Here is a 17,630-nt window from a genome sequence, read left to right on the forward strand (position 1 = left end):
GCCCGGTTCAGCCGCCGCGTCCATCCTTGTGCAACTTCGCCCACAGGTCGGCCGTCCCTGCCTCCTGCGCGCGCGTCGTAAATTGCGCGGCGACGAGCCATCCCTTGATCGGGCGCAGCGGCAGGACCGTTGTCAGGATTACCACCGGCAGGCCCACGGCCAGATGCACCCACCATGGCGGCCGCGCCATGATCTCCAGCATCAGGATGAAGATGACGCCGGGGACGCAGGCAAACAGCTGGACAAAGACCGCCGGCCCATCTGCCGGGTCGGCGAAGCTATAATCCAGCCCGCACACCTCGCAATGGTCGCGGATCGTCAGGAAACCGCGAAAAATATGTCCTTCTCCGCAGCGCGGACAACGGCCGAGCGCACCGGTCTCATAGGCCGGTCGCTTCTTCCAGCGCCCGCCATGCGCGTCGGTCCAGAACGCCTCGTCCAGTTCGATATCCTGCTGTGCCATGATCTTTCTATCGCCTACGCCAGCGTTCCTGTCGATGGCGCCATTTGTCCAAGGCTGGCCTTTGTCCGCGCAAGGCGCTATCGGCGCGTCCATCACCCCGATCTAATAAGGCAGTCAAATGGGTTTTCGTTGCGGTATCGTCGGTCTTCCCAATGTGGGCAAGTCCACCCTGTTCAATGCGCTCACGGAAACGCAGGCGGCGCAGGCGGCGAACTATCCCTTTTGCACCATCGAACCCAATGAAGGCCGGGTCGCGGTGCCCGACGACCGGCTTTCGACCATCGCGCAAATCGGCGGCAGCGCCAAGATCATCGAAACGCAGCTCAGTTTCGTCGATATCGCCGGACTGGTGCGCGGCGCGTCCAAGGGCGAAGGGCTGGGCAACCAGTTTCTTGCCAATATCCGCGAAGTCGACGCCATCGTTCACGTTTTGCGCTGTTTCGAGGATGACGACATCACCCATGTCGAGGGCAAGGTCGACCCGATTGCCGACGCCGACACGGTCGAAACCGAACTGATGCTCGCCGACCTTGAAAGCCTGGAAAAGCGCGTCCCCAATCTCGCCAAGAAGGCAGCACAGGGAGACAAGGAAGCGAAAGCTGCAGCATCGGTCCTTGGCCAGGCGCTCGATCTGCTGCGCGACGGCAAGCCCGCGCGCCTGACCGTGCCGCGCGACCCGGAGGAGGAACGGCTTTTCGCGCAGGCGCAATTGCTGACATCAAAGCCCGTTCTCTATGTCTGCAATGTCGAGGAAGAAAGCGCCGCAACCGGCAATGCGCACAGCGCCCGCGTGTTTGAAAAGGCGGCGGCCGAAAATGCCAAGGCCGTGATCGTGTCGGCGGCGATCGAGGCCGAACTGATCACCATGCCCGTGGAGGAACGCGCCGAATATCTCGAAGCGCTCGGTCTCACCGAAGCCGGCCTCGCCCGCATCATCCGCGCCGGCTACGAGCTGCTCGGCCTCATCACCTTCTTCACCGTGGGTCCCAAGGAAGCACGTGCCTGGACCGTCGCCAAGGGCAGCAAGGCGCCCCAGGCCGCCGGCGCGATTCACACCGATTTCGAAAAAGGCTTCATCCGCGCCGAAACCATGGCCTATGCCGACTATGTCCAATATAAGGGCGAGGCCGGGGCCAAGGAAGCAGGCAAGTGGCGCTCCGAAGGCAAGGATTATGTCACTCAGGACGGCGATATCATGCTGTTCCGCTTCAACGTGTGATCTATCCGCCGCCGCGAAGTTGGATCTCCCGGTTTCAGCGGAACATGCGTTTAAGGAAACGATGCCGCTGAAATTTGCCTTCCCGCCCAGCGCAGATGCCGCGACCCGCGTGCTGGTCCTTGGCAGTTTGCCGGGTGATGCGTCGATCCGGCAGGGTGAATATTATGCCCATCGCGGCAACGCCTTCTGGCACCTGATCGGCGATGTCGTTGGTGAAAATCTGCGTGCGCAGCCCTATGCCATGCGCCTGAAGCGCCTGCGCGCCCATCATGTGGGCCTGTGGGACGTGATGGAAAGCGCGCAGCGCGAAGGCAGTCTCGACAGCCGGATTCGCCAGGCCGATCTGCGCAACCTCGCCGATTTCGTTGAACGGCTGCCCGACCTTCGCGCTATCGCCTTCAACGGCAAAACCGCTGCCCTGCACGGCCGCAGGCAATTGACGGATCGCCCCGGCATTACGCTCCTCGATCTCCCCTCGACATCGGGCGCCTATGCCAGTCTTTCACGGGAAGCGAAGCGGGAGCGGTGGATGGCCCTGCGCGATCATCTGGTCTGATAGGATTTGCTGATCTGACCGGGCTGGGACAATCGGTCACTTTACCGTCATATCCTTGCTGCTAAGCGCGACGCACAATTGTCGATAATCAAATAGAGTCGCCATGCTTCGTCTTTCCCTCCTTGCCCCTGCCCTCCTTTGCCTCGGCGCCTGCGCCACGGTCCCCGCGCAGCCCGGCGCTACTGTGGCGGCAGCGGAACAGCGCGCACCGGTCACCATATTGGTGTCGATCGACGGCTTCCGGTCCGACTATCTTGCGCGTGGAGTCACGCCGCATCTTGCCGCGCTCGCCGCTGATGGCGTCCAGGCGCCCATGCGCGCCTCTTTCCCGACAAAGACCTTCCCCAATCATTGGGCGATCGTGACGGGAAACAGGCCCGACCGAAACGGCATCGTCGCCAACAGCATGGAGGACGCGAGCCGCCCGGACGACAAATTCACCATGGCGAGCGATGATCCCTATTGGTGGAATGAGGCAGAGCCGATCTGGGTAACGGCGGAAAAGGCAGGAGTGCGCACCGCCACCATGTTCTGGCCCGGCTCCAACGTTCCCTGGGGCGGCACGAAGGAGCAGGGCTGGCCCTACACCATCACAGGGGGCACGCGCCCCAGCGACTGGGCGCAGTTCAACCAGGCGATCAATGGCGGGCAGCGGGTCAACATGGTGCTCGACGTGCTGCGCCGTCCAGTCGCTATCCGGCCCAAATTCGTGACACTCTACTTCGACACTGTGGATACCGCCGGGCATATCTATGGCCCCGATGCGCCGGAAACGACGAGCGCGCTGACAGAGGTAGACGCCCGCGTCGGCGATCTGATCGAGGGACTGAAGGCGATGGGCCAGCCAGCGAACCTCGTCATCGTGGCGGACCATGGCATGGCGGCCAATTCCAGCGATCGCGTGGTGGCGCTCGACGGGGTGGCCAATCCCGCGGATTATCGCGTCGTCGAAAGCGGTCCCTATGCGACCCTGGCGGCGGTGCCCGGCCATGAAAAAGCGCTGGAGGCCGCGCTATTGAAGCCCCATCCCCATATGCAATGCTGGCGCAAAAGCGAGATTCCCGCCCGTTTCCATTATGGCACGCACCGCCGCATTCCGCCCTATTTCTGCCTCGGGCAGACCGGCTGGGAAGTGCAGGCTACCGCGCCGAAAAAGGCCGTGACGGGCGGCAACCATGGCTGGGACGATCAGGCGCCTGACATGCAGGCGCTGTTTATCGCCAACGGCCCCGCCTTCGTGAAAGGCGCGAAGCCCGCTCCCGGTTTCACCAATGTCGATGTCTATCCAATGCTCGCGCGGCTGATCGGGGTTACGCCCCGACCCTCCGACGGCAATCCCGCCGCCCTTTCGGGCATCGTTGCGCAATAAAGGAGCAATCATGTTCACCCGCCGCCAGCTTCTGACCGTTGCCTCCGCCACGCCGCTGATCGGCGCCCCCGCCATCGTCCGGGCGCAAAGCTGGTTTGCCGGCTATCCTTTCGCGCTGGGGGTTACGTCCGGCGACCCTGCCCCCGATGGCTTCGTCATCTGGACCAAATTGGCGCCCAAGCCGTTCGAAGCGCATGGCGGCATGCCGATGGTGGCGCTGCCGGTCGCATGGGAAGTGGCGAGCGACGATCGCTTCAAGACCATCGTCGCAAAGGGCGAAGCGACTGCGCGGCCGGAACTGGGCCACAGCGTCCATGTCGAAGTCACCGGGCTTCAGCCCGACCGGCCCTATTGGTATCGCTTCACGCTGGGGAGCGACCGGTCGATGCGCGGCCGCGCGCGGACGTTGCCGCTAGCGTCTGCTAGCCCCCCGCGCCTGAAATTCGGCGTTGCTGGATGCCAGAATTACGAGGATGGGTATTTCACCGCCTTCCGTCACTTGGCGAAGGAGGATGATCTCGCCTTCGTCTATCATTATGGCGATTTCATCTATGAATATAAGCAGCGCGGGCCGGATTATGACAAGGATGGCTTGCCCGTCGACCAGGTACGCCACCATGTCGGGCAGGATTGTTTCGATCTGGCCGACTATCGACTGCGCTACGCCCAGTATCTGAGTGATTATGATCTTCAGGCCGCGCGCGCCCAGCACAGCTGGTTTCCGACCTTCGATGATCATGAAATCCAGAATAACTGGGTCGGTGACATTGACGGCCGCGACCAGTCGCCCGCAGAGATATTCCGTTTGCGCCGTCAGGCCGGGCTTCAGGCTTGGTATGAATATATGCCTGTCCGCGCTGCAATGCTGCCGCGCAACGGCATCATCACCGACATGTATCGGGAGGCGCGCTTTGGCGACCTTCTTGCCGTCGATTTTCTCGACACCCGCTCCTTCCGCAGCGACCAACCCTGCGGCGACGGCTTCAAACCCTATTGCGCAGCCATGGATGACGCGAAGGCCCAGATTCTCTCGCCCGAGGAGGAAGGCTGGCTGACGCGCAACCTGACCCGCGGCAAGACGCAATGGAACTGCCTGGCGCAGCAAGTGATGATGATGTCGCTCGATCGTCGGCGCTATGCCGATGAAAAGGAGCCCATCTACAATATGGACACATGGGCGGCCTATCGCGTTCCGCGTGACCGGCTGCTCGCCAAGATGCGCGGCCTTGATAATGTCGTGGTGCTGACTGGGGACGAACATCAAAATTATGCCGGGCTGCTGGAAAGCGGCGACAAGCCGGTGGCGGTGGAATTTGTGTCGACCTCCATTTCATCGGGCGGTGACGGATCGGACCTGCGCGCGGGCAGCGACATGCTGCTGCGGGATAATTCGCAGCTCAAATTCATCAATGACCAACGCGGCTATCTTGTCTGTGATGTGACGCCCGATGCATGGACCACGCAATTCCGCGTGATGGATCGGGTTTCCTCAGCAGGCGGCAGCATCGCCACCCGGGCCAGCATCACGGTGCCGCACGGACAACCATCGCTGATAATCGCCTGACATTGACGTAAACGGAAACTGGTCTTACGCCATTGTCAACAAGGAGACGGACGATGGCGCAGGACCTGCATTATTTCGAAGACCTGGAAATTGGCGACAGTTTCGAATTTGGCCCGCTTACCATTTCCCGCGAGGAAGTGATCGCCTTCGCGTCGGAATTCGACCCGCAGCCCTTTCACCTGTCCGACGAGGCAGCGGCACAAACCCATTTCGGCACCCTGTCCGCCAGCGGCTGGCACACTACCGCCCTGTTCATGAAGATGTTCGTTGCTGACATGCAGGCCAATCCCGCGCGCCAGGCGGCAAGCCTTGGCGCGATGGGCGTCGATGAACTACGCTGGCTTCGTCCTGTCCGCCCCGGCGATACGCTGCACGGCATAACAGAGGTGATCGACAAGAAAGCATCGCTCACGCGGCCGGAAATGGGCATCGTCCGCAACAAGGTGACGATCTTCAACCAGCATGACGAACCGGTGATGACGATGATCCCCATCGCCATGTGGCGCACCCGCCCGGCCTGAACCGGCTGCTATTTTCGACCGAACAGTTTTTCGATGTCGCCATGGCCCAGCTTTACCCAGGTGGGGCGGCCGTGATTGCACTGACCTGACCGGGGCGTGACCTCCATCTCGCGCAGCAGGGCGTTCATTTCGGCTACGCTCAGCACCCTGCCGGCGCGGACCGATCCGTGGCACGCCATCGTCGCGGCCACCAGATCGAGCCGTTCTTTCAGCGACAGGGCGCTGTCATAGGCCGCCAGATCATCGGCCAGATCCGTGACCAACCCCTGCACATCGGATTGGCCCAGCATCGCCGGCGCGGCACGCACCAGCATCGCTGACGGGCCAAAGCGCTCCAGTTCCAACCCAAATTCGCGCAATTCGCCAGCGCGCGCCTCCAGCCGGTCACAGGCGGGTTCGTCCAGTTCCACCACTTCGGGCAGCAACAGCGCTTGCGAGGCCACACCCTGCCCCTCCATCGCCCGCCGCATCCGCTCCAGCGTCAGCCGTTCATGCGCGGCATGCTGATCGACGATGACAAGCCCATCCTCCGCCTCGGCAACGATATAGGTCCGCGCCACCTGCCCCCGCGCCACCCCCAGGGGAAAACTCGCGCCTTCGGGCGCGGGCGCGGCGGCCGGTTCCGCGCGCGCCTGCGGCGGCGGTGCCTGAAAGGAGGCGCGGCGATCGGCGACAGTCTGGAACGACGGGTTGTAGCTGACAGGCTGTCCGGCCGCCTCGAATATCGGCATCGCCCCGATCGGCGTAGGAGACACCGGTTCCGGGCGCCAGGCCGAAAGCCCGGCCGGATCCGCGTGCTGCACCGCACGAAACCCCTCCGCATCCAGAGCGCGCCGCAAGCCGGACACAATCATGCCCCGGATCAGCGCAGGATCGCGAAAGCGCACTTCGGTCTTGGCCGGGTGCACATTCACGTCCACCTCGTGCGCGGGCACATCGAGAAACAAGGCGACAACCGGATGCCGGTCGCGCGCCAGCATGTCGGCATAAGCGCCCCGCAGCGCGCCGATCAGCAGCCGGTCCTTCACCGGCCGGCCGTTGACGAACAGATATTGATGATCGCCCACGCCACGATTGTACGTGGGCAAGGAGGCGACCCCGGACAGACGAATGCCCTCCCGCTCCAGGCTGACGATGACATGATTGTCGGCCAGTTGGCGATCGGTCAGGGCCGCCACCCGCTCCTCGCGCGCCTCGCCCTCCTGCACGCCCAGCACCCGCCGGCCGTCATGCTCGACGGAAAAGGCCACGGCGGGATGCGCCATCGCGAGCCGCCGGATGCAGTCGAGGCAGGCGGCATATTCGGCCTTGGGCGACCGCAGGAACTTGCGACGCGCAGGCACCCTGGCAAAAAGCTGCTCCACGGTGATGCGCGTGCCGGGCGGCAGTGCTGCCGGGCCTTCCGCCACCAATTGGCCATTGTCCACCGTGCGGTTCCATCCATCCGCGCCGCGCGGGCGGCTATTGATCGACAGCCGCGCTACGCTGGCGATCGAGGGCAGCGCTTCGCCACGGAAGCCCAGCGTCGCTACATTCTCAATCGCATCGTCGGGCAGCTTCGATGTCGCATGGCGCTCCAGGGCCAGCGCCATTTCACCCGAATCCATGCCGCAGCCATCGTCGATCACTTCGATGCGGTCCAAGCCGCCATTGGACAATCGCACCGCAATGCGATGCGCGCCCGCATCCAGCGCATTTTCGACGATTTCCTTCAGCGCGCTAGCGGGTCTTTCGACCACTTCACCGGCAGCGATACGATTGACCAGATGTTCAGGCAGACGGCGTATTGACATTGATTAGTGACTAGCCCAAGCGAGCGCTCTCCGCGAGCCGCGAACCCAAATTTTTTGCACCGCAAGGGGCAAGGACGACGGGCAAGCGGCCGAGCGAACCGTAATCCGACCGGTCCCTTTTGCCTCGCGGGGACGGCGGGCGAAACAGGATAAGGCATGTCGATCTTTTCGCGTCTCTTGAAATTCTCCTCTCAGGATATGGCCATCGACCTCGGCACCGCGAACACGGTCGTCTATGTGCGCGGCCGCGGCATCGTGCTTAACGAACCCTCGGTTGTCGCGGTCGAAACGCTGAACGGCGTCAAGCGCGTCAAGGCCGTGGGCGAAGACGCCAAGCTGATGATGGGCAAGACCCCGGATTCGATCGAGGCCATCCGTCCGCTGCGTGACGGCGTCATTGCCGACATCGACGTCGCCGAACAGATGATCAAGCATTTCATCACCAAGGTGCATGGCGGCAAGCACAGCCCCTGGCGCGCGCCGGAAATCGTGATCTGCGTGCCATCGGGTTCGACCAGCGTCGAACGTCGCGCGATCCGCGACGCCGCCAGCAACGCCGGCGCGAGCCAGGTTTTCCTGATCGAAGAGCCGATGGCCGCCGCGATCGGCGCCGACATGCCCGTCACCGAACCGATCGGTTCGATGGTGGTCGATATTGGCGGCGGCACGACCGAGGTTGCCGTTCTGTCGCTCCGCGGCCTTGCCTACACCACGTCGGTCCGCGTTGGCGGCGACAAGATGGACGAAGCGATCGTGTCGTTCGTGCGCCGTCACCATAATCTGCTGATCGGCGAAGCCACGGCGGAGCGGATCAAGAAGCAGTTCGGCGTCGCGCAGCCGCCCGAAGACGGCGTCGGTGAAACGATCCACATCAAGGGTCGCGACCTCGTCAACGGCGTGCCCAAGGAAATCTCGATCAACCAGGGCCAGATTGCCGACGCGCTCGCAGAACCGATCAGCACCATCGTCGAAGGCGTGCGGATCGCTTTGGAAAACACTGCGCCTGAACTGGCGGCCGATATCGTTGATCAGGGCATCGTCCTGACCGGCGGCGGTGCCTTGCTCAAGGGGCTGGACGATGAACTGCGCGACGAAACGGGCCTGCCCGTCACCATCGCGGAAGATCCGCTGACCTGCGTTGCGATCGGCACTGGCCGTGCGATGGAGGATCCGATCTTCCGGGGCGTGCTCCAGACCGCCTGATTGAAGGGGACCGCACATGGCGCGGCCACCCAGCCGCCGCCCCGGCATCAACCGGAAGGCGCAATATAGCCTGTTTGCAAGCTATGTCGTCGCGGTTGTCGGCGCGGTAGCGGGCCTGCTGCTAGTCGTGATCGCGATTTTCGATCCGACTGGCTTTGCCGGCCTGCGCACGGTGACAGCAGAAGTCACGCGGCCCATCTCGGTTGGGCTCAAGAATATGGTAAGCGGCATCAGCTCGGTTGATGAAGTGCTCGCCGCCTATTGGCGCGCGGGCTCTCAAAATGTCTCCCTGCGCCGCCAGGTCGAATCCGATCGCAACCGCATCATCGAAGCGCGCGCCATCGCGCAGGAAAATGCGCGGCTCAAACGACTGTTGAAGCTGGTGGATGAGGATCAGAGCGATCTGCTGACCGCCCGCCTCATCAGTTCCAGTTCGGGCAGCACCCGTCGCTTCGCCCGCCTCAATGCCGGGCGCTGGCAGGGGGTCCGGCCCGGCATGCCCGTGCGCGCGGCTGAAGGGCTGGTTGGGAGGATCGACAGCACGACGCCCAACACATCGGAAGTTTTACTGCTGACCGACACGGGGAACATCGTTCCCGTTCGCCGCGCCAACGACAGCGTTCCCGCCATTTCCACCGGGGGCGGTGACGGGTCGCTGGAAATTCGTGCTTTGTCGGCCGGTCGCAACCCGTTCAAGCCCGGCGACCTGCTGGTGACGTCCGGCATCGGCGGCATTTATCAACCCAATATTCCTGTCGCGGTCGTTGTCCGGGTTCAGGGCGAAATCGCCTGGGGCTTTCCGCTCGCCAACCCCTCGCGCATCGACGCGGTCGTCGTCGAACGCGCCTTCGAAGAGGTCGTCACGCGGCAGGATCCGGCCGTCACACCAGCCGAGGAAACGCCTTCCGGCAACGCGAGCGCGCCGTGATCGACCCGCATCTCCACCACGTCCCCCGGCTGGGACGCCATCCGGGCCGGTTTCGCCTGGTCGGTACGCCCGTCATCGTGGTCATGCTGGGCTCCTCTCTTACCGCGCTCCCGTTCGTCGCCCAGTCGCCGGTCCTGCCGCCCTTTGGTCTGCTGCTGCTGCTCGCCTGGCGTTTGCTCCGCCCCGAATTGTGGCGGGCATGGATTGGGCTGCCGCTCGGCTTGTTCGACGATCTGATGAGCGGGCAGCCCATCGGATCGGCCATGTTCCTGTGGACCATCACGCTGATCGGTGTCGATGCGTTCGAACACCGGCTGGTCTGGCGCAGTTACCGGCAGGACTGGCTAATTGCCTGTCTTGCCATTATCTTCTGTCTCATTGGTGGATGGTTCTTCGCCCGGGTCACGGGCGGGGGTCGCATAGAATTGCTTTTGGTCGCGCCGCAGATGCTCTGGTCGATGCTGCTTTTTCCCTTCATAGTCCGGCAGTGCGCACGGATCGATCGCTGGCGCGTCATGGCATGACGTTTCTCAAGTCCAAGCGCAAATCCGTTACCGAAGCCAGCCAGACCTTCACCTTTACCCGCCGCGCGATGGTGGCGGGTGGTTTGCAAGGCGCGATCGGTGCGATGCTAATCGGCCGGATGACCTGGATCAGCGTCGCGGAAAATGAGCATTATACCGCGCTTTCCGAAAGCAACCGCGTCAACCTGACGCTCATCCCGCCCAGGCGGGGCTGGATTTTGGACCGGCATGGCAAGCCGCTGGCAAATAATCGTACGGATTTCCGCGTCGACCTCATCCCCCAGCGGATGGTCGATGCAGACGGCACGATCCGCCACCTCGCGCAATTGCTCAGCCTGGAATCGGATGAGATCGACCGCATCCGCGACGAACTGGAAAAATCGGCCGGCTTTCGCCCGGTGCAGGTCGCCGACAAGCTGACCTATGATCAGTTCGCCGCCGTCAGTGTGCGCCTGCCCGACCTGCCCGGTGTCGCGCCCAGCCAGGGCTTTTCGCGCTATTACCCGGCCGGAGCGACGGTCGGTCATCTGCTGGGCTATGTCGGTGCCGCCACGGCCGAAGAATATAAGGAGCGCAAGGACCCGCTCCTCATCACCCCCGGTTTCAAGGTCGGCAAGGACGGGCTGGAAAAAGCGTTCGACCGGCATCTGACGGGCAAGCCCGGCGCAAAGCGGGTCGAAGTTACCGCGCGCGGCAAGATCGTGCGCGAACTCACCACCCGACCCGACACGCCGGGCCGCTCGATCAAGCTCACCATCGACGCTGGCCTTCAGGAATATGCCGGCCGCCGCCTGGCGACGCAGAGCGGCGCCGTCGTCGTGCTGGATTGTCAGAATGGCGACGTGCTGGCCATGGCGTCAATGCCCAGTTTCGATCCCAACAGCTTTTCCGACGGCATCAGCCACCTCGAATGGAATATGCTTTCGCAAGACGATCATGTTCCATTGCGCAACAAGACCTTGCAGGGCCTCTATCCGCCCGGCTCCACCGTCAAGCCGATGGTGGCGCTGGCGCTGCTGGAAGCGGGCGTGGGGCCGCAGGAGACGATCAGTTGCGGCGGGGCGATCCGGGTCGGCAACACGCTTTTCCACTGTCACAAAAGGCGCGGCCATGGCCCGCTCAACATGCGCGGGGCGATCGCACAGAGCTGCGACATTTATTTCTACCAGATGGCCCAGCGGATCGGGATGGACCGCATTGCCAACATGGCCCATCGCGTCGGCATGGGGCAGCGCTTCGACCTTCCTTTTCCCAGCCAGAGTTACGGCACGGTGCCAGACCCCGCATGGAAGGAACGGAAATATAACCAGAAATGGCAGGTCTATGACACGGTGAATGCCACCATCGGTCAGGGCTATATGCTGATCAACCCGCTGCAAATGGCGGTGATGGCGGCGCGGCTGGCGACCGGTCGGCAACTGATGCCCAATTTCCTCTACGATGCGCCGCGCCCGGACCCCGCGCTGGTCGGCGCTAGCGAAGAGCATCTGGTCATCATTCGCGATGCGATGAGCGCGGTCGTCAATGGCGGGGGAACCGGGGGCGCGGCGCGCATGAACATCCCGAATGTCCTCATCGCGGGCAAGACCGGCACGGCGCAGGTGCGGCGCATCACCATGGCGGAACGGGCCGGCGGCGTTCGCGGCAACAGTTCGCTCGCGTTCAAGCTGCGCGATCATGCCCTGTTCCAGGGTTTTGCGCCCTTCGACAAGCCGCGCTATGCGGTGGGATGCATCATCGAACATGGCGGCCACCTGATCCGCAATGAGGACGCGCCCATGATCGCCAGCGATACGCTGTCCTATCTTTTCGATCCCGAGCGGGCGATGGAAAAGCTGGTCACTCTGGAAAAGGGCTGGGGCGGAACACCGGCCGAACGGCAAAATCGCCAGATGGCCGCCTTTCGCATGGCCGAAGCGATCCGCAAGGGCGAAGTGCCGCCACCCGAAGCCGCCAACGCGTCCAATGCGTCCGATACCGCCAATGCCTCTGCTCCCGCGCCCGACAATGGCAGCGACGCGGCCGACGCCCCATGAGCATCATTCCGCAATCCTTGACGCAGTTTCCTTGGCGCGTGCTGGCGTTATTGCTGGCAATCGCCGGCTTCGGCACTCTCGTTCTCTATAGTTCCGCGGGCGGCAGCATTTTCCCTTGGGCCGCCAATCAGGCGGTTCGCTTCTGCATCTTCACCGTCATGGCGCTGGTGCTCAGCCGCATCCCGGTTGAGGTCTTTGCTCGCTACACCTTTCCCGCCTATGGGGCGATTCTGGTCGCTCTGGTGCTGGTCGAACTGATCGGGGGCGTCAGGGGCGGCAGCCAGCGATGGATCAACCTTGGGTTCATGCAGCTGCAGCCGTCCGAATTCATGAAGCCGGTCATTGTCCTGACAGTCGCGCGTTTCTATGCGCTGCTGCCTGTCGGCGAAATCCGACGATGGAACGCGATCTGGCCCGCACTGGTGCTGATCGGCTTGCCCTGGGCGCTGGTGCTGGTGCAGCCTGACCTTGGCACCGCAACGATGATCGCGGCGGGCGGCGTCACCGTCATGTTTCTTGCCGGGCTGCCGCTGCGACTGTTCATCGGTTCGGGCCTGACCGTCGCTGCGGCCATCCCTATCGCCTTCAGCTTTCTGCACGATTATCAGCAAAAGCGGGTGCTGATCTTCCTCGATCCCGAAAGCGATCCGCTGGGCGCAGGTTATCATATCAGCCAGTCGAAAATCGCGATCGGGTCAGGCGGCATCTGGGGCAAGGGATTCCTGCAAGGTACGCAAAGTCACCTCGATTATCTGCCCGAAGGCCATACCGATTTCGTGTTCGCCACCATGGCCGAAGAATGGGGATTGTTGGGGGGCGTGCTGATGATCGGCGCGTTCTTGCTCCTGTTCCGCTGGGGCCTGCGCGTCTCCATGCGGACACAGGACAAATTCGCGCGGATGGCGGCGGCCGGCCTTACCACCACCATCTTCTTCTATGTGGCGATCAATCTCATGATGGTGATGGGCTTGGCGCCAGTGGTCGGCATTCCCCTCCCCTTCATGTCCTACGGCGGATCATCGATGCTGACCGTGATGCTGTGCATCGGCATCATCATGGCCATCGACCGGTCGGGCAAACGGCAGCGGCGGCCCGGCGACTGGGCCTGATCGCGACTTCGGCAAAAAATCGCGACAAGCTGCAAATAGGGGTTTGCAAAACGAGCCGCCGCTGCTAGCAGTCCGCCCACTTCGGAACGCTGGCCCGATCGGCCGCCCCGGATGGACGCATAGCTCAGTTGGTAGAGCAGCTGACTCTTAATCAGCGGGTCCTAGGTTCGAGCCCTAGTGCGTCCACCATTCTTTTCATCTCACTGGCTATCGATCTCGCCCGATGCGGTTGCGGATGCTTCTCCTTACAATGGCATATGATAGCGCGCAGTGAGCCCCCCTGTCTGCATTTGCCATGATGATGGGCGCGAATGTGGATTCGATTAGCCCATGCCCGGCGGCGTTGTCACACGTCACCCGTGAAAATAATCATAAACCTGCTGCGCCACGGCCTTCGACACGCCGGGGGCCTTGGCCAGATCTTCCAGGGCGGCGTCGCGGACGGCGCGGGCAGTGCCGAAGTGCATCAATAGGGCCTTCTTGCGCGCAGGGCCGATGCCGGGGACCTCGTCCAGCGAGCTGACGGTGATCGCCTTGCTGCGCTTGGCGCGGTGGGCGCCGATGGCGAAGCGGTGGGCTTCGTCGCGCAGGCGCTGAAGGTAGAACAGCACAGGGTGGTTCAGGGGAAAGGTGATTTCACGGCCGTCCATCAGGTGAAACACCTCGCGCCCTTCGCGGCCATGATGCGGCCCCTTGGCAACGCCGATCATGCACACATCCTCGATCCCCAAATCCTCCAATATGCCGCGCGCAGCCGATAGCTGCCCCTTACCGCCGTCGATGAGCACCAGGTCGGGCCATTCGCCGCTGTCGCGGTCGGGATCCTCGCGCGCGGCGCGACCGAACCGCCGCTCGAACATTTCGCGCATCATCGCAAAATCGTCGTTGCTGATCTCCGGATTCTTAATGTTGAACTTGCGATAGGCGTTCTTGCGGAATCCCTCCGGTCCGGCAACGACCATCGCGCCCAACGCATGCGCGCCCTGAATATGGCTGTTGTCGTAGATTTCGATCCGGTCCGGCACACCCTCCAGCCCGAAGGTTTCGACCATCTCGTCAAGAATGCGGCCCTGGCTGGTGGTTTCCGCCAGCCGCCTGTCGAGCGCCTCCACCGCATTGCGTTGCGCCTGCTTGATAAGACGGGTGCGCTCACCCCGCTGCGGCACTTCGATCCGCACCTTGCCGCCCGCGCGCTCCGACAGCGCCAGCGCCATCAGTTCGCATTCGGCAGGCTGCCGGTCGGCCAGGATCAGGCGGGGCGGCGGCACTTCCTCGTAAAATTGCGCCATGAAGCTTTCCAGCACCTCCTCCGTCACGACGTCGGCGGTATGGACGGGAAAGAAGCTGCGATGGCCCCAATTCTGGCCGCCGCGGATGAAGAACGCCTGGATGCACATCGCCCCGCCCTTTTCCGCCAGCGCGAAAATGTCGGCGTCGCCCAGCCCTTCTGCATTGATCGCCTGGCTGCCCTGGATGAAGGTCAGCGCCTTCAGCCGATCCCGGATCACCGCTGCCTGTTCGAAATCCATCGCGTCCGACGCCTGCTGCATCGCCGCGCCCAGCTTCTTCTGGACGGCCGTAGACTTGCCGCCCAGGAAATCCTGCGCATCGCGCACCAATTCGGCATAGCCGGCCTCGTCGATCCGGTCGACGCAGGGGGCCGAACAACGCTTGATCTGATAAAGCAGGCAGGGGCGCGAGCGATTGGCGAAGAAACTATCGGTGCAGGACCGCAGCAGGAACAGCTTTTGCAGCGCATTGATCGTGCGCGTCACCGACCCGGCGCTGGCGAAGGGTCCATAATAGCGCCCCTGATATTTGCGCGCCCCGCGATGCTTCTGCACGCGGGGAAAGGCATGATCGTCGCGCAGCAGGATGAAGGGGAAGCTTTTGTCGTCGCGCAGCAGGACATTATAGGGCGGGCGATATCGCTTGATCAGCTGCGCCTCCAACAACAGCGCCTCAGCCTCGCTATTGGTGGTGACGATGGTCATGCTGCGGGTCTGGGCGACCATGCGTTGCAGCCGCTTGGGCAAGCGATCGACCTGCGTATAGTTGGCGACACGGTTTTTCAGCGCGCGCGCCTTGCCGACATAGAGCACGTCGCCGCGCGCATCGTGCATGCGATAGACGCCGGGCCGGATCGGCAGCGTCTTGAGGACGGTGCGGATCGCCTCCACCCCCGCGTCGATATCCGGCTGGCTGCCGGTGACGGTGTAGGTGGCCTTGTCTTCGTGGAAACGATCGGGGGATTGGGGACCAGACATCAGGGGACAGATAGCGTTCCCGTCCTGTTTCGCAATGGCAGGCGTGCCGATCGCCCAGCCTGCTGCCTGTCTCAGTCCTCGACGATCCGCAGCAACTTGCGTTCGACGGGCGCCAGCACATTGTGCAGGTCCGCGCCGCGTTTCAATATCGCGCCGCCTTCCCCCACCAGCGCCCACATGCCCTGGCGGTTGCGCAGCGCCGGCCGCTTTTCGATACGATATTCCGGGCGTTCGGCGGAGCGGCGAAAGGCGCTGAAAATCGCGGCATCGCGCCCCATGTCCATTGCATAGTCGCGCCAATGGCCAGCCGCGACCATCCGGCCATAAAGATCCATGATCCGTTGCAGTTCCGGCCGCTCAAAACCGACCTGGCCGGGAGTCGCGGCGGGAAACGGCGTCACATTGGTCATCAGGCGCGGTCACGGTCCTTGAACAGCGTATCGGCGTCGGGCAACTGCGGGGTCTGCCGCTCGGCCATCAATTGCGCCAACCGTTTCTGCAATTGCTCGACCTCGCACTGGAGCATTTCCAGCTTCTGCTTTTCCGGGTCGAAACAGTCGGAACAGGGCGTGCCATAGGGCACGAAGTCGCGCTGATAGGCGGTAACGTCAACCAGCATCTGCCGCGCCGGGATGCCCACCATGGTCGCGCCGTCGGGCACATTCTTGGTCACGACGGCGTTGGCACCGACCCGCGCCCGCGCGCCGACCTGCACTGGCCCGAGCACCTGCGCGCCCGATCCGACGATGACGCCGTCTTGCAGCGTCGGATGCCGCTTACCCGCAATGCCGTTGGCGGGATCGGTCCCGCCCAGCGTGACATTCTGATAGAGCGTGACATCGTCGCCAATCTCCGCCGTCTCGCCGATCACGGTAAAGCCATGGTCGATGAAGAAGCGCTTGCCGATCCGCGCGCCGGGATGAATGTCGTTGCCTGTCAGGAAACGGGCGATGTGATTGACCAAGCGCGCCAGGAAGAACAGCCGCGCGCGATACAGCCGGTGGGCCACCCGGTGAAAGGCAAGCGACCAGACGCCCGGATATAGCAGGATTTCGGCGCGGGATCGAGGCGCGGGATCGCGCGCCTTCACCGAATCGATATAGCTAATAAGATTGCGCAGCATCCCGCGTCCCTGAAATCCTGAACCCAATGACGGCCAACATAGGCCTCCCGCAGCGCTTTTTCCAGACCAACCCCATGGCCGGACATTCCCGCCGAAAAGAGGTGCTTGCTTTGCTTTGGGAGATATGCCTATCAATGTAGTAGACAATCAAACCCAAGGACGACGGATGATTGACGCGTTGCTGGCCAATTCTGGCGAAATCTTGCCTTTCATCCTCATCGGTTTCGGCGCCCAGATGATCGACGGAGCCCTGGGCATGGCCTATGGGGTCATTTCCAGCACCTTGTTGCTGGCCATGGGCGTGCCGCCCAGTCGCGCGTCGGCAAGTGTCCATGCCGCCGAAACCTTCACCACCGGCGTATCTGCGATCAGCCATATCCTGCACGGCAATGTCGACTGGCGGCTGTTCGCGCGGCTGATCATCCCCGGTGTCGTCGGCGGTGTGGCGGGCGCCTATCTGCTCTCGAACATCGACGGATCGGTCATCAAGCCGTTCGTCCAGATCTATCTGGCGGCGATCGGCCTCTATCTTATCTGGCGCGGCTTCCATCTGCCGCCTAAGCCGCGCGATCCCAAATGGGTGACGCCGCTGGGGCTGGCCGGCGGCTTCATGGATGCGACCGGCGGTGGCGGCTGGGGGCCGATTGTGACGTCAAACCTGCTGCTGCAAGGGTCCAGCCCGCGCCACACCATCGGCACGGTCAACAGCGTCGAATTCATTTTGACCCTGTCGATCAGCCTCACCTTCCTGTTCCATCTGGGTTGGGAGACATTCACCACCTACACCTTGGGCCTGCTGATCGGCGGCGTTGTCGCCGCGCCATTCGGCGCGATGTTGGCGCGGCGGATCGCCCCGCGCTTCCTGTTCTCGGCCGTGGGCGTGATCCTGACCATCACATCGGCCTTCGGCATCGGCAAATGGCTTGGATTTATCGGGTAGGCCGCTTATATTCGG

Annotated in this window: 16 protein-coding genes and 1 tRNA gene; 12 read left to right on the forward strand and 5 right to left on the reverse strand. The window is 63.1% G+C overall.

What is annotated here, in order from left to right:
* Positions 1-7: 7 nt before the first annotated feature.
* Positions 8-463, reverse strand: coding sequence for a DUF983 domain-containing protein (locus LL253_RS07315; protein WP_228226738.1), 456 nt, complete (start codon positions 461-463; stop codon positions 8-10).
* Positions 464-581: 118 nt separating this feature from the next.
* On the opposite strand from LL253_RS07315, the gene ychF reads away from it, so the two are divergent.
* From ychF to LL253_RS07340, 5 genes are all read left to right on the forward strand, one after another.
* Complete coding sequence (gene ychF, locus LL253_RS07320) at positions 582-1,682, forward strand: redox-regulated ATPase YchF (RefSeq protein WP_228226739.1); 1,101 nt, start codon at positions 582-584, stop codon at positions 1,680-1,682.
* 61 nt (positions 1,683-1,743) lie between these two features.
* A complete protein-coding gene (locus tag LL253_RS07325) occupies positions 1,744-2,238 on the forward strand; it encodes a DNA-deoxyinosine glycosylase (RefSeq protein ID WP_228226740.1) in 495 nt (164 codons plus the stop codon).
* A 103-nt stretch (positions 2,239-2,341) separates the two neighbouring features.
* The gene (locus LL253_RS07330; RefSeq protein WP_228226741.1) at positions 2,342-3,607 is read left to right on the forward strand and encodes an alkaline phosphatase family protein; all 1,266 of its coding nucleotides are present in this window, start codon (positions 2,342-2,344) and stop codon (positions 3,605-3,607) included.
* 10 nt (positions 3,608-3,617) lie between these two features.
* A complete protein-coding gene (locus LL253_RS07335; protein WP_228226742.1) occupies positions 3,618-5,171 on the forward strand; it encodes an alkaline phosphatase D family protein in 1,554 nt (517 codons plus the stop codon).
* Between the two features lie 53 nt (positions 5,172-5,224).
* Entirely contained in the window at positions 5,225-5,692 is a 468-nt protein-coding gene (locus LL253_RS07340; protein WP_228226743.1) for a MaoC family dehydratase, read from the forward strand.
* A gap of 8 nt (positions 5,693-5,700) precedes the next feature.
* Here LL253_RS07340 and mutL read toward each other — a convergent pair whose 3' ends face one another.
* Complete coding sequence (gene mutL, locus LL253_RS07345; RefSeq protein ID WP_228226744.1) at positions 5,701-7,485, reverse strand: DNA mismatch repair endonuclease MutL; 1,785 nt, start codon at positions 7,483-7,485, stop codon at positions 5,701-5,703.
* A 156-nt stretch (positions 7,486-7,641) separates the two neighbouring features.
* Between mutL and LL253_RS07350 the strand changes: the two genes are divergently transcribed.
* From LL253_RS07350 to LL253_RS07375, 6 genes are all read left to right on the forward strand, one after another.
* Positions 7,642-8,688 (forward strand): rod shape-determining protein, encoded by a 1,047-nt coding sequence (locus tag LL253_RS07350; protein ID WP_009821586.1) that lies wholly within the window; start codon positions 7,642-7,644, stop codon positions 8,686-8,688.
* 16 nt (positions 8,689-8,704) lie between these two features.
* Entirely contained in the window at positions 8,705-9,616 is a 912-nt protein-coding gene (gene mreC / locus LL253_RS07355; RefSeq protein WP_228226745.1) for a rod shape-determining protein MreC, read from the forward strand.
* Positions 9,613-10,140 carry a rod shape-determining protein MreD gene (mreD, locus tag LL253_RS07360; RefSeq protein ID WP_228226746.1) on the forward strand — a complete coding sequence of 176 codons (528 nt, stop codon included), beginning with the start codon at positions 9,613-9,615 and terminating at the stop codon, positions 10,138-10,140. The genes mreC and mreD overlap by 4 nt, the downstream gene beginning before the upstream one ends.
* Positions 10,137-12,176 (forward strand): penicillin-binding protein 2, encoded by a 2,040-nt coding sequence (mrdA, locus tag LL253_RS07365; protein WP_228226747.1) that lies wholly within the window; start codon positions 10,137-10,139, stop codon positions 12,174-12,176. Before mreD ends, mrdA begins: the two co-directional genes overlap by 4 nt.
* The gene (gene rodA, locus LL253_RS07370; protein ID WP_009821582.1) at positions 12,173-13,285 is read left to right on the forward strand and encodes a rod shape-determining protein RodA; all 1,113 of its coding nucleotides are present in this window, start codon (positions 12,173-12,175) and stop codon (positions 13,283-13,285) included. The genes mrdA and rodA overlap by 4 nt, the downstream gene beginning before the upstream one ends.
* Positions 13,286-13,398: 113 nt before the next feature.
* A tRNA-Lys gene (locus LL253_RS07375) sits at positions 13,399-13,474 on the forward strand.
* A gap of 164 nt (positions 13,475-13,638) precedes the next feature.
* On the opposite strand, the gene uvrC is transcribed toward LL253_RS07375, so the two are convergent.
* The 3 genes from uvrC to epsC all read right to left on the reverse strand — a co-directional run bounded on the left by uvrC (position 13,639) and on the right by epsC (position 16,675).
* Positions 13,639-15,552, reverse strand: coding sequence for an excinuclease ABC subunit UvrC (uvrC, locus tag LL253_RS07380; RefSeq protein ID WP_228226748.1), 1,914 nt, complete (start codon positions 15,550-15,552; stop codon positions 13,639-13,641).
* Positions 15,553-15,623: 71 nt separating this feature from the next.
* On the reverse strand, positions 15,624-15,962 hold the full coding sequence (locus tag LL253_RS07385) for a DUF2794 domain-containing protein (RefSeq protein WP_228226749.1): 339 nt from the start codon (positions 15,960-15,962) through the stop codon (positions 15,624-15,626).
* Entirely contained in the window at positions 15,962-16,675 is a 714-nt protein-coding gene (gene epsC, locus LL253_RS07390; protein ID WP_009821579.1) for a serine O-acetyltransferase EpsC, read from the reverse strand. Before epsC ends, LL253_RS07385 begins: the two co-directional genes overlap by 1 nt.
* A gap of 166 nt (positions 16,676-16,841) precedes the next feature.
* On the opposite strand from epsC, the gene LL253_RS07395 reads away from it, so the two are divergent.
* Positions 16,842-17,615: a sulfite exporter TauE/SafE family protein gene (locus LL253_RS07395; RefSeq protein ID WP_228226750.1), complete on the forward strand. Its 774-nt coding sequence runs from the start codon at positions 16,842-16,844 to the stop codon at positions 17,613-17,615.
* Positions 17,616-17,630 lie beyond the last annotated feature (15 nt).

The organism is Sphingobium soli (assembly GCF_020782245.1).
Classification (GTDB): Bacteria; Pseudomonadota; Alphaproteobacteria; order Sphingomonadales; family Sphingomonadaceae; genus Sphingobium; species Sphingobium soli.

Bases quoted from the DNA above. Each gene is read 5' to 3' on its own strand.
- epsC (WP_009821579.1), bottom strand. From the start codon at position 16,675: ATGCTGCGCAATCTTATTAGCTATATCGATTCGGTGAAGGCGCGCGAT.
- mreC (WP_228226745.1), top strand. From the start codon at position 8,705: ATGGCGCGGCCACCCAGCCGCCGCCCCGGCATCAACCGGAAGGCGCAA.
- mrdA (WP_228226747.1), top strand. From the start codon at position 10,137: ATGACGTTTCTCAAGTCCAAGCGCAAATCCGTTACCGAAGCCAGCCAG.
- LL253_RS07395 (WP_228226750.1), top strand. From the start codon at position 16,842: ATGATTGACGCGTTGCTGGCCAATTCTGGCGAAATCTTGCCTTTCATC.
- LL253_RS07315 (WP_228226738.1), bottom strand. From the start codon at position 463: ATGGCACAGCAGGATATCGAACTGGACGAGGCGTTCTGGACCGACGCG.
- ychF (WP_228226739.1), top strand. From the start codon at position 582: ATGGGTTTTCGTTGCGGTATCGTCGGTCTTCCCAATGTGGGCAAGTCC.
- LL253_RS07350 (WP_009821586.1), top strand. From the start codon at position 7,642: ATGTCGATCTTTTCGCGTCTCTTGAAATTCTCCTCTCAGGATATGGCC.
- LL253_RS07330 (WP_228226741.1), top strand. From the start codon at position 2,342: ATGCTTCGTCTTTCCCTCCTTGCCCCTGCCCTCCTTTGCCTCGGCGCC.
- LL253_RS07325 (WP_228226740.1), top strand. From the start codon at position 1,744: ATGCCGCTGAAATTTGCCTTCCCGCCCAGCGCAGATGCCGCGACCCGC.
- LL253_RS07385 (WP_228226749.1), bottom strand. From the start codon at position 15,962: ATGACCAATGTGACGCCGTTTCCCGCCGCGACTCCCGGCCAGGTCGGT.
- LL253_RS07340 (WP_228226743.1), top strand. From the start codon at position 5,225: ATGGCGCAGGACCTGCATTATTTCGAAGACCTGGAAATTGGCGACAGT.
- LL253_RS07335 (WP_228226742.1), top strand. From the start codon at position 3,618: ATGTTCACCCGCCGCCAGCTTCTGACCGTTGCCTCCGCCACGCCGCTG.
- rodA (WP_009821582.1), top strand. From the start codon at position 12,173: ATGAGCATCATTCCGCAATCCTTGACGCAGTTTCCTTGGCGCGTGCTG.
- uvrC (WP_228226748.1), bottom strand. From the start codon at position 15,552: ATGTCTGGTCCCCAATCCCCCGATCGTTTCCACGAAGACAAGGCCACC.
- mutL (WP_228226744.1), bottom strand. From the start codon at position 7,485: ATGTCAATACGCCGTCTGCCTGAACATCTGGTCAATCGTATCGCTGCC.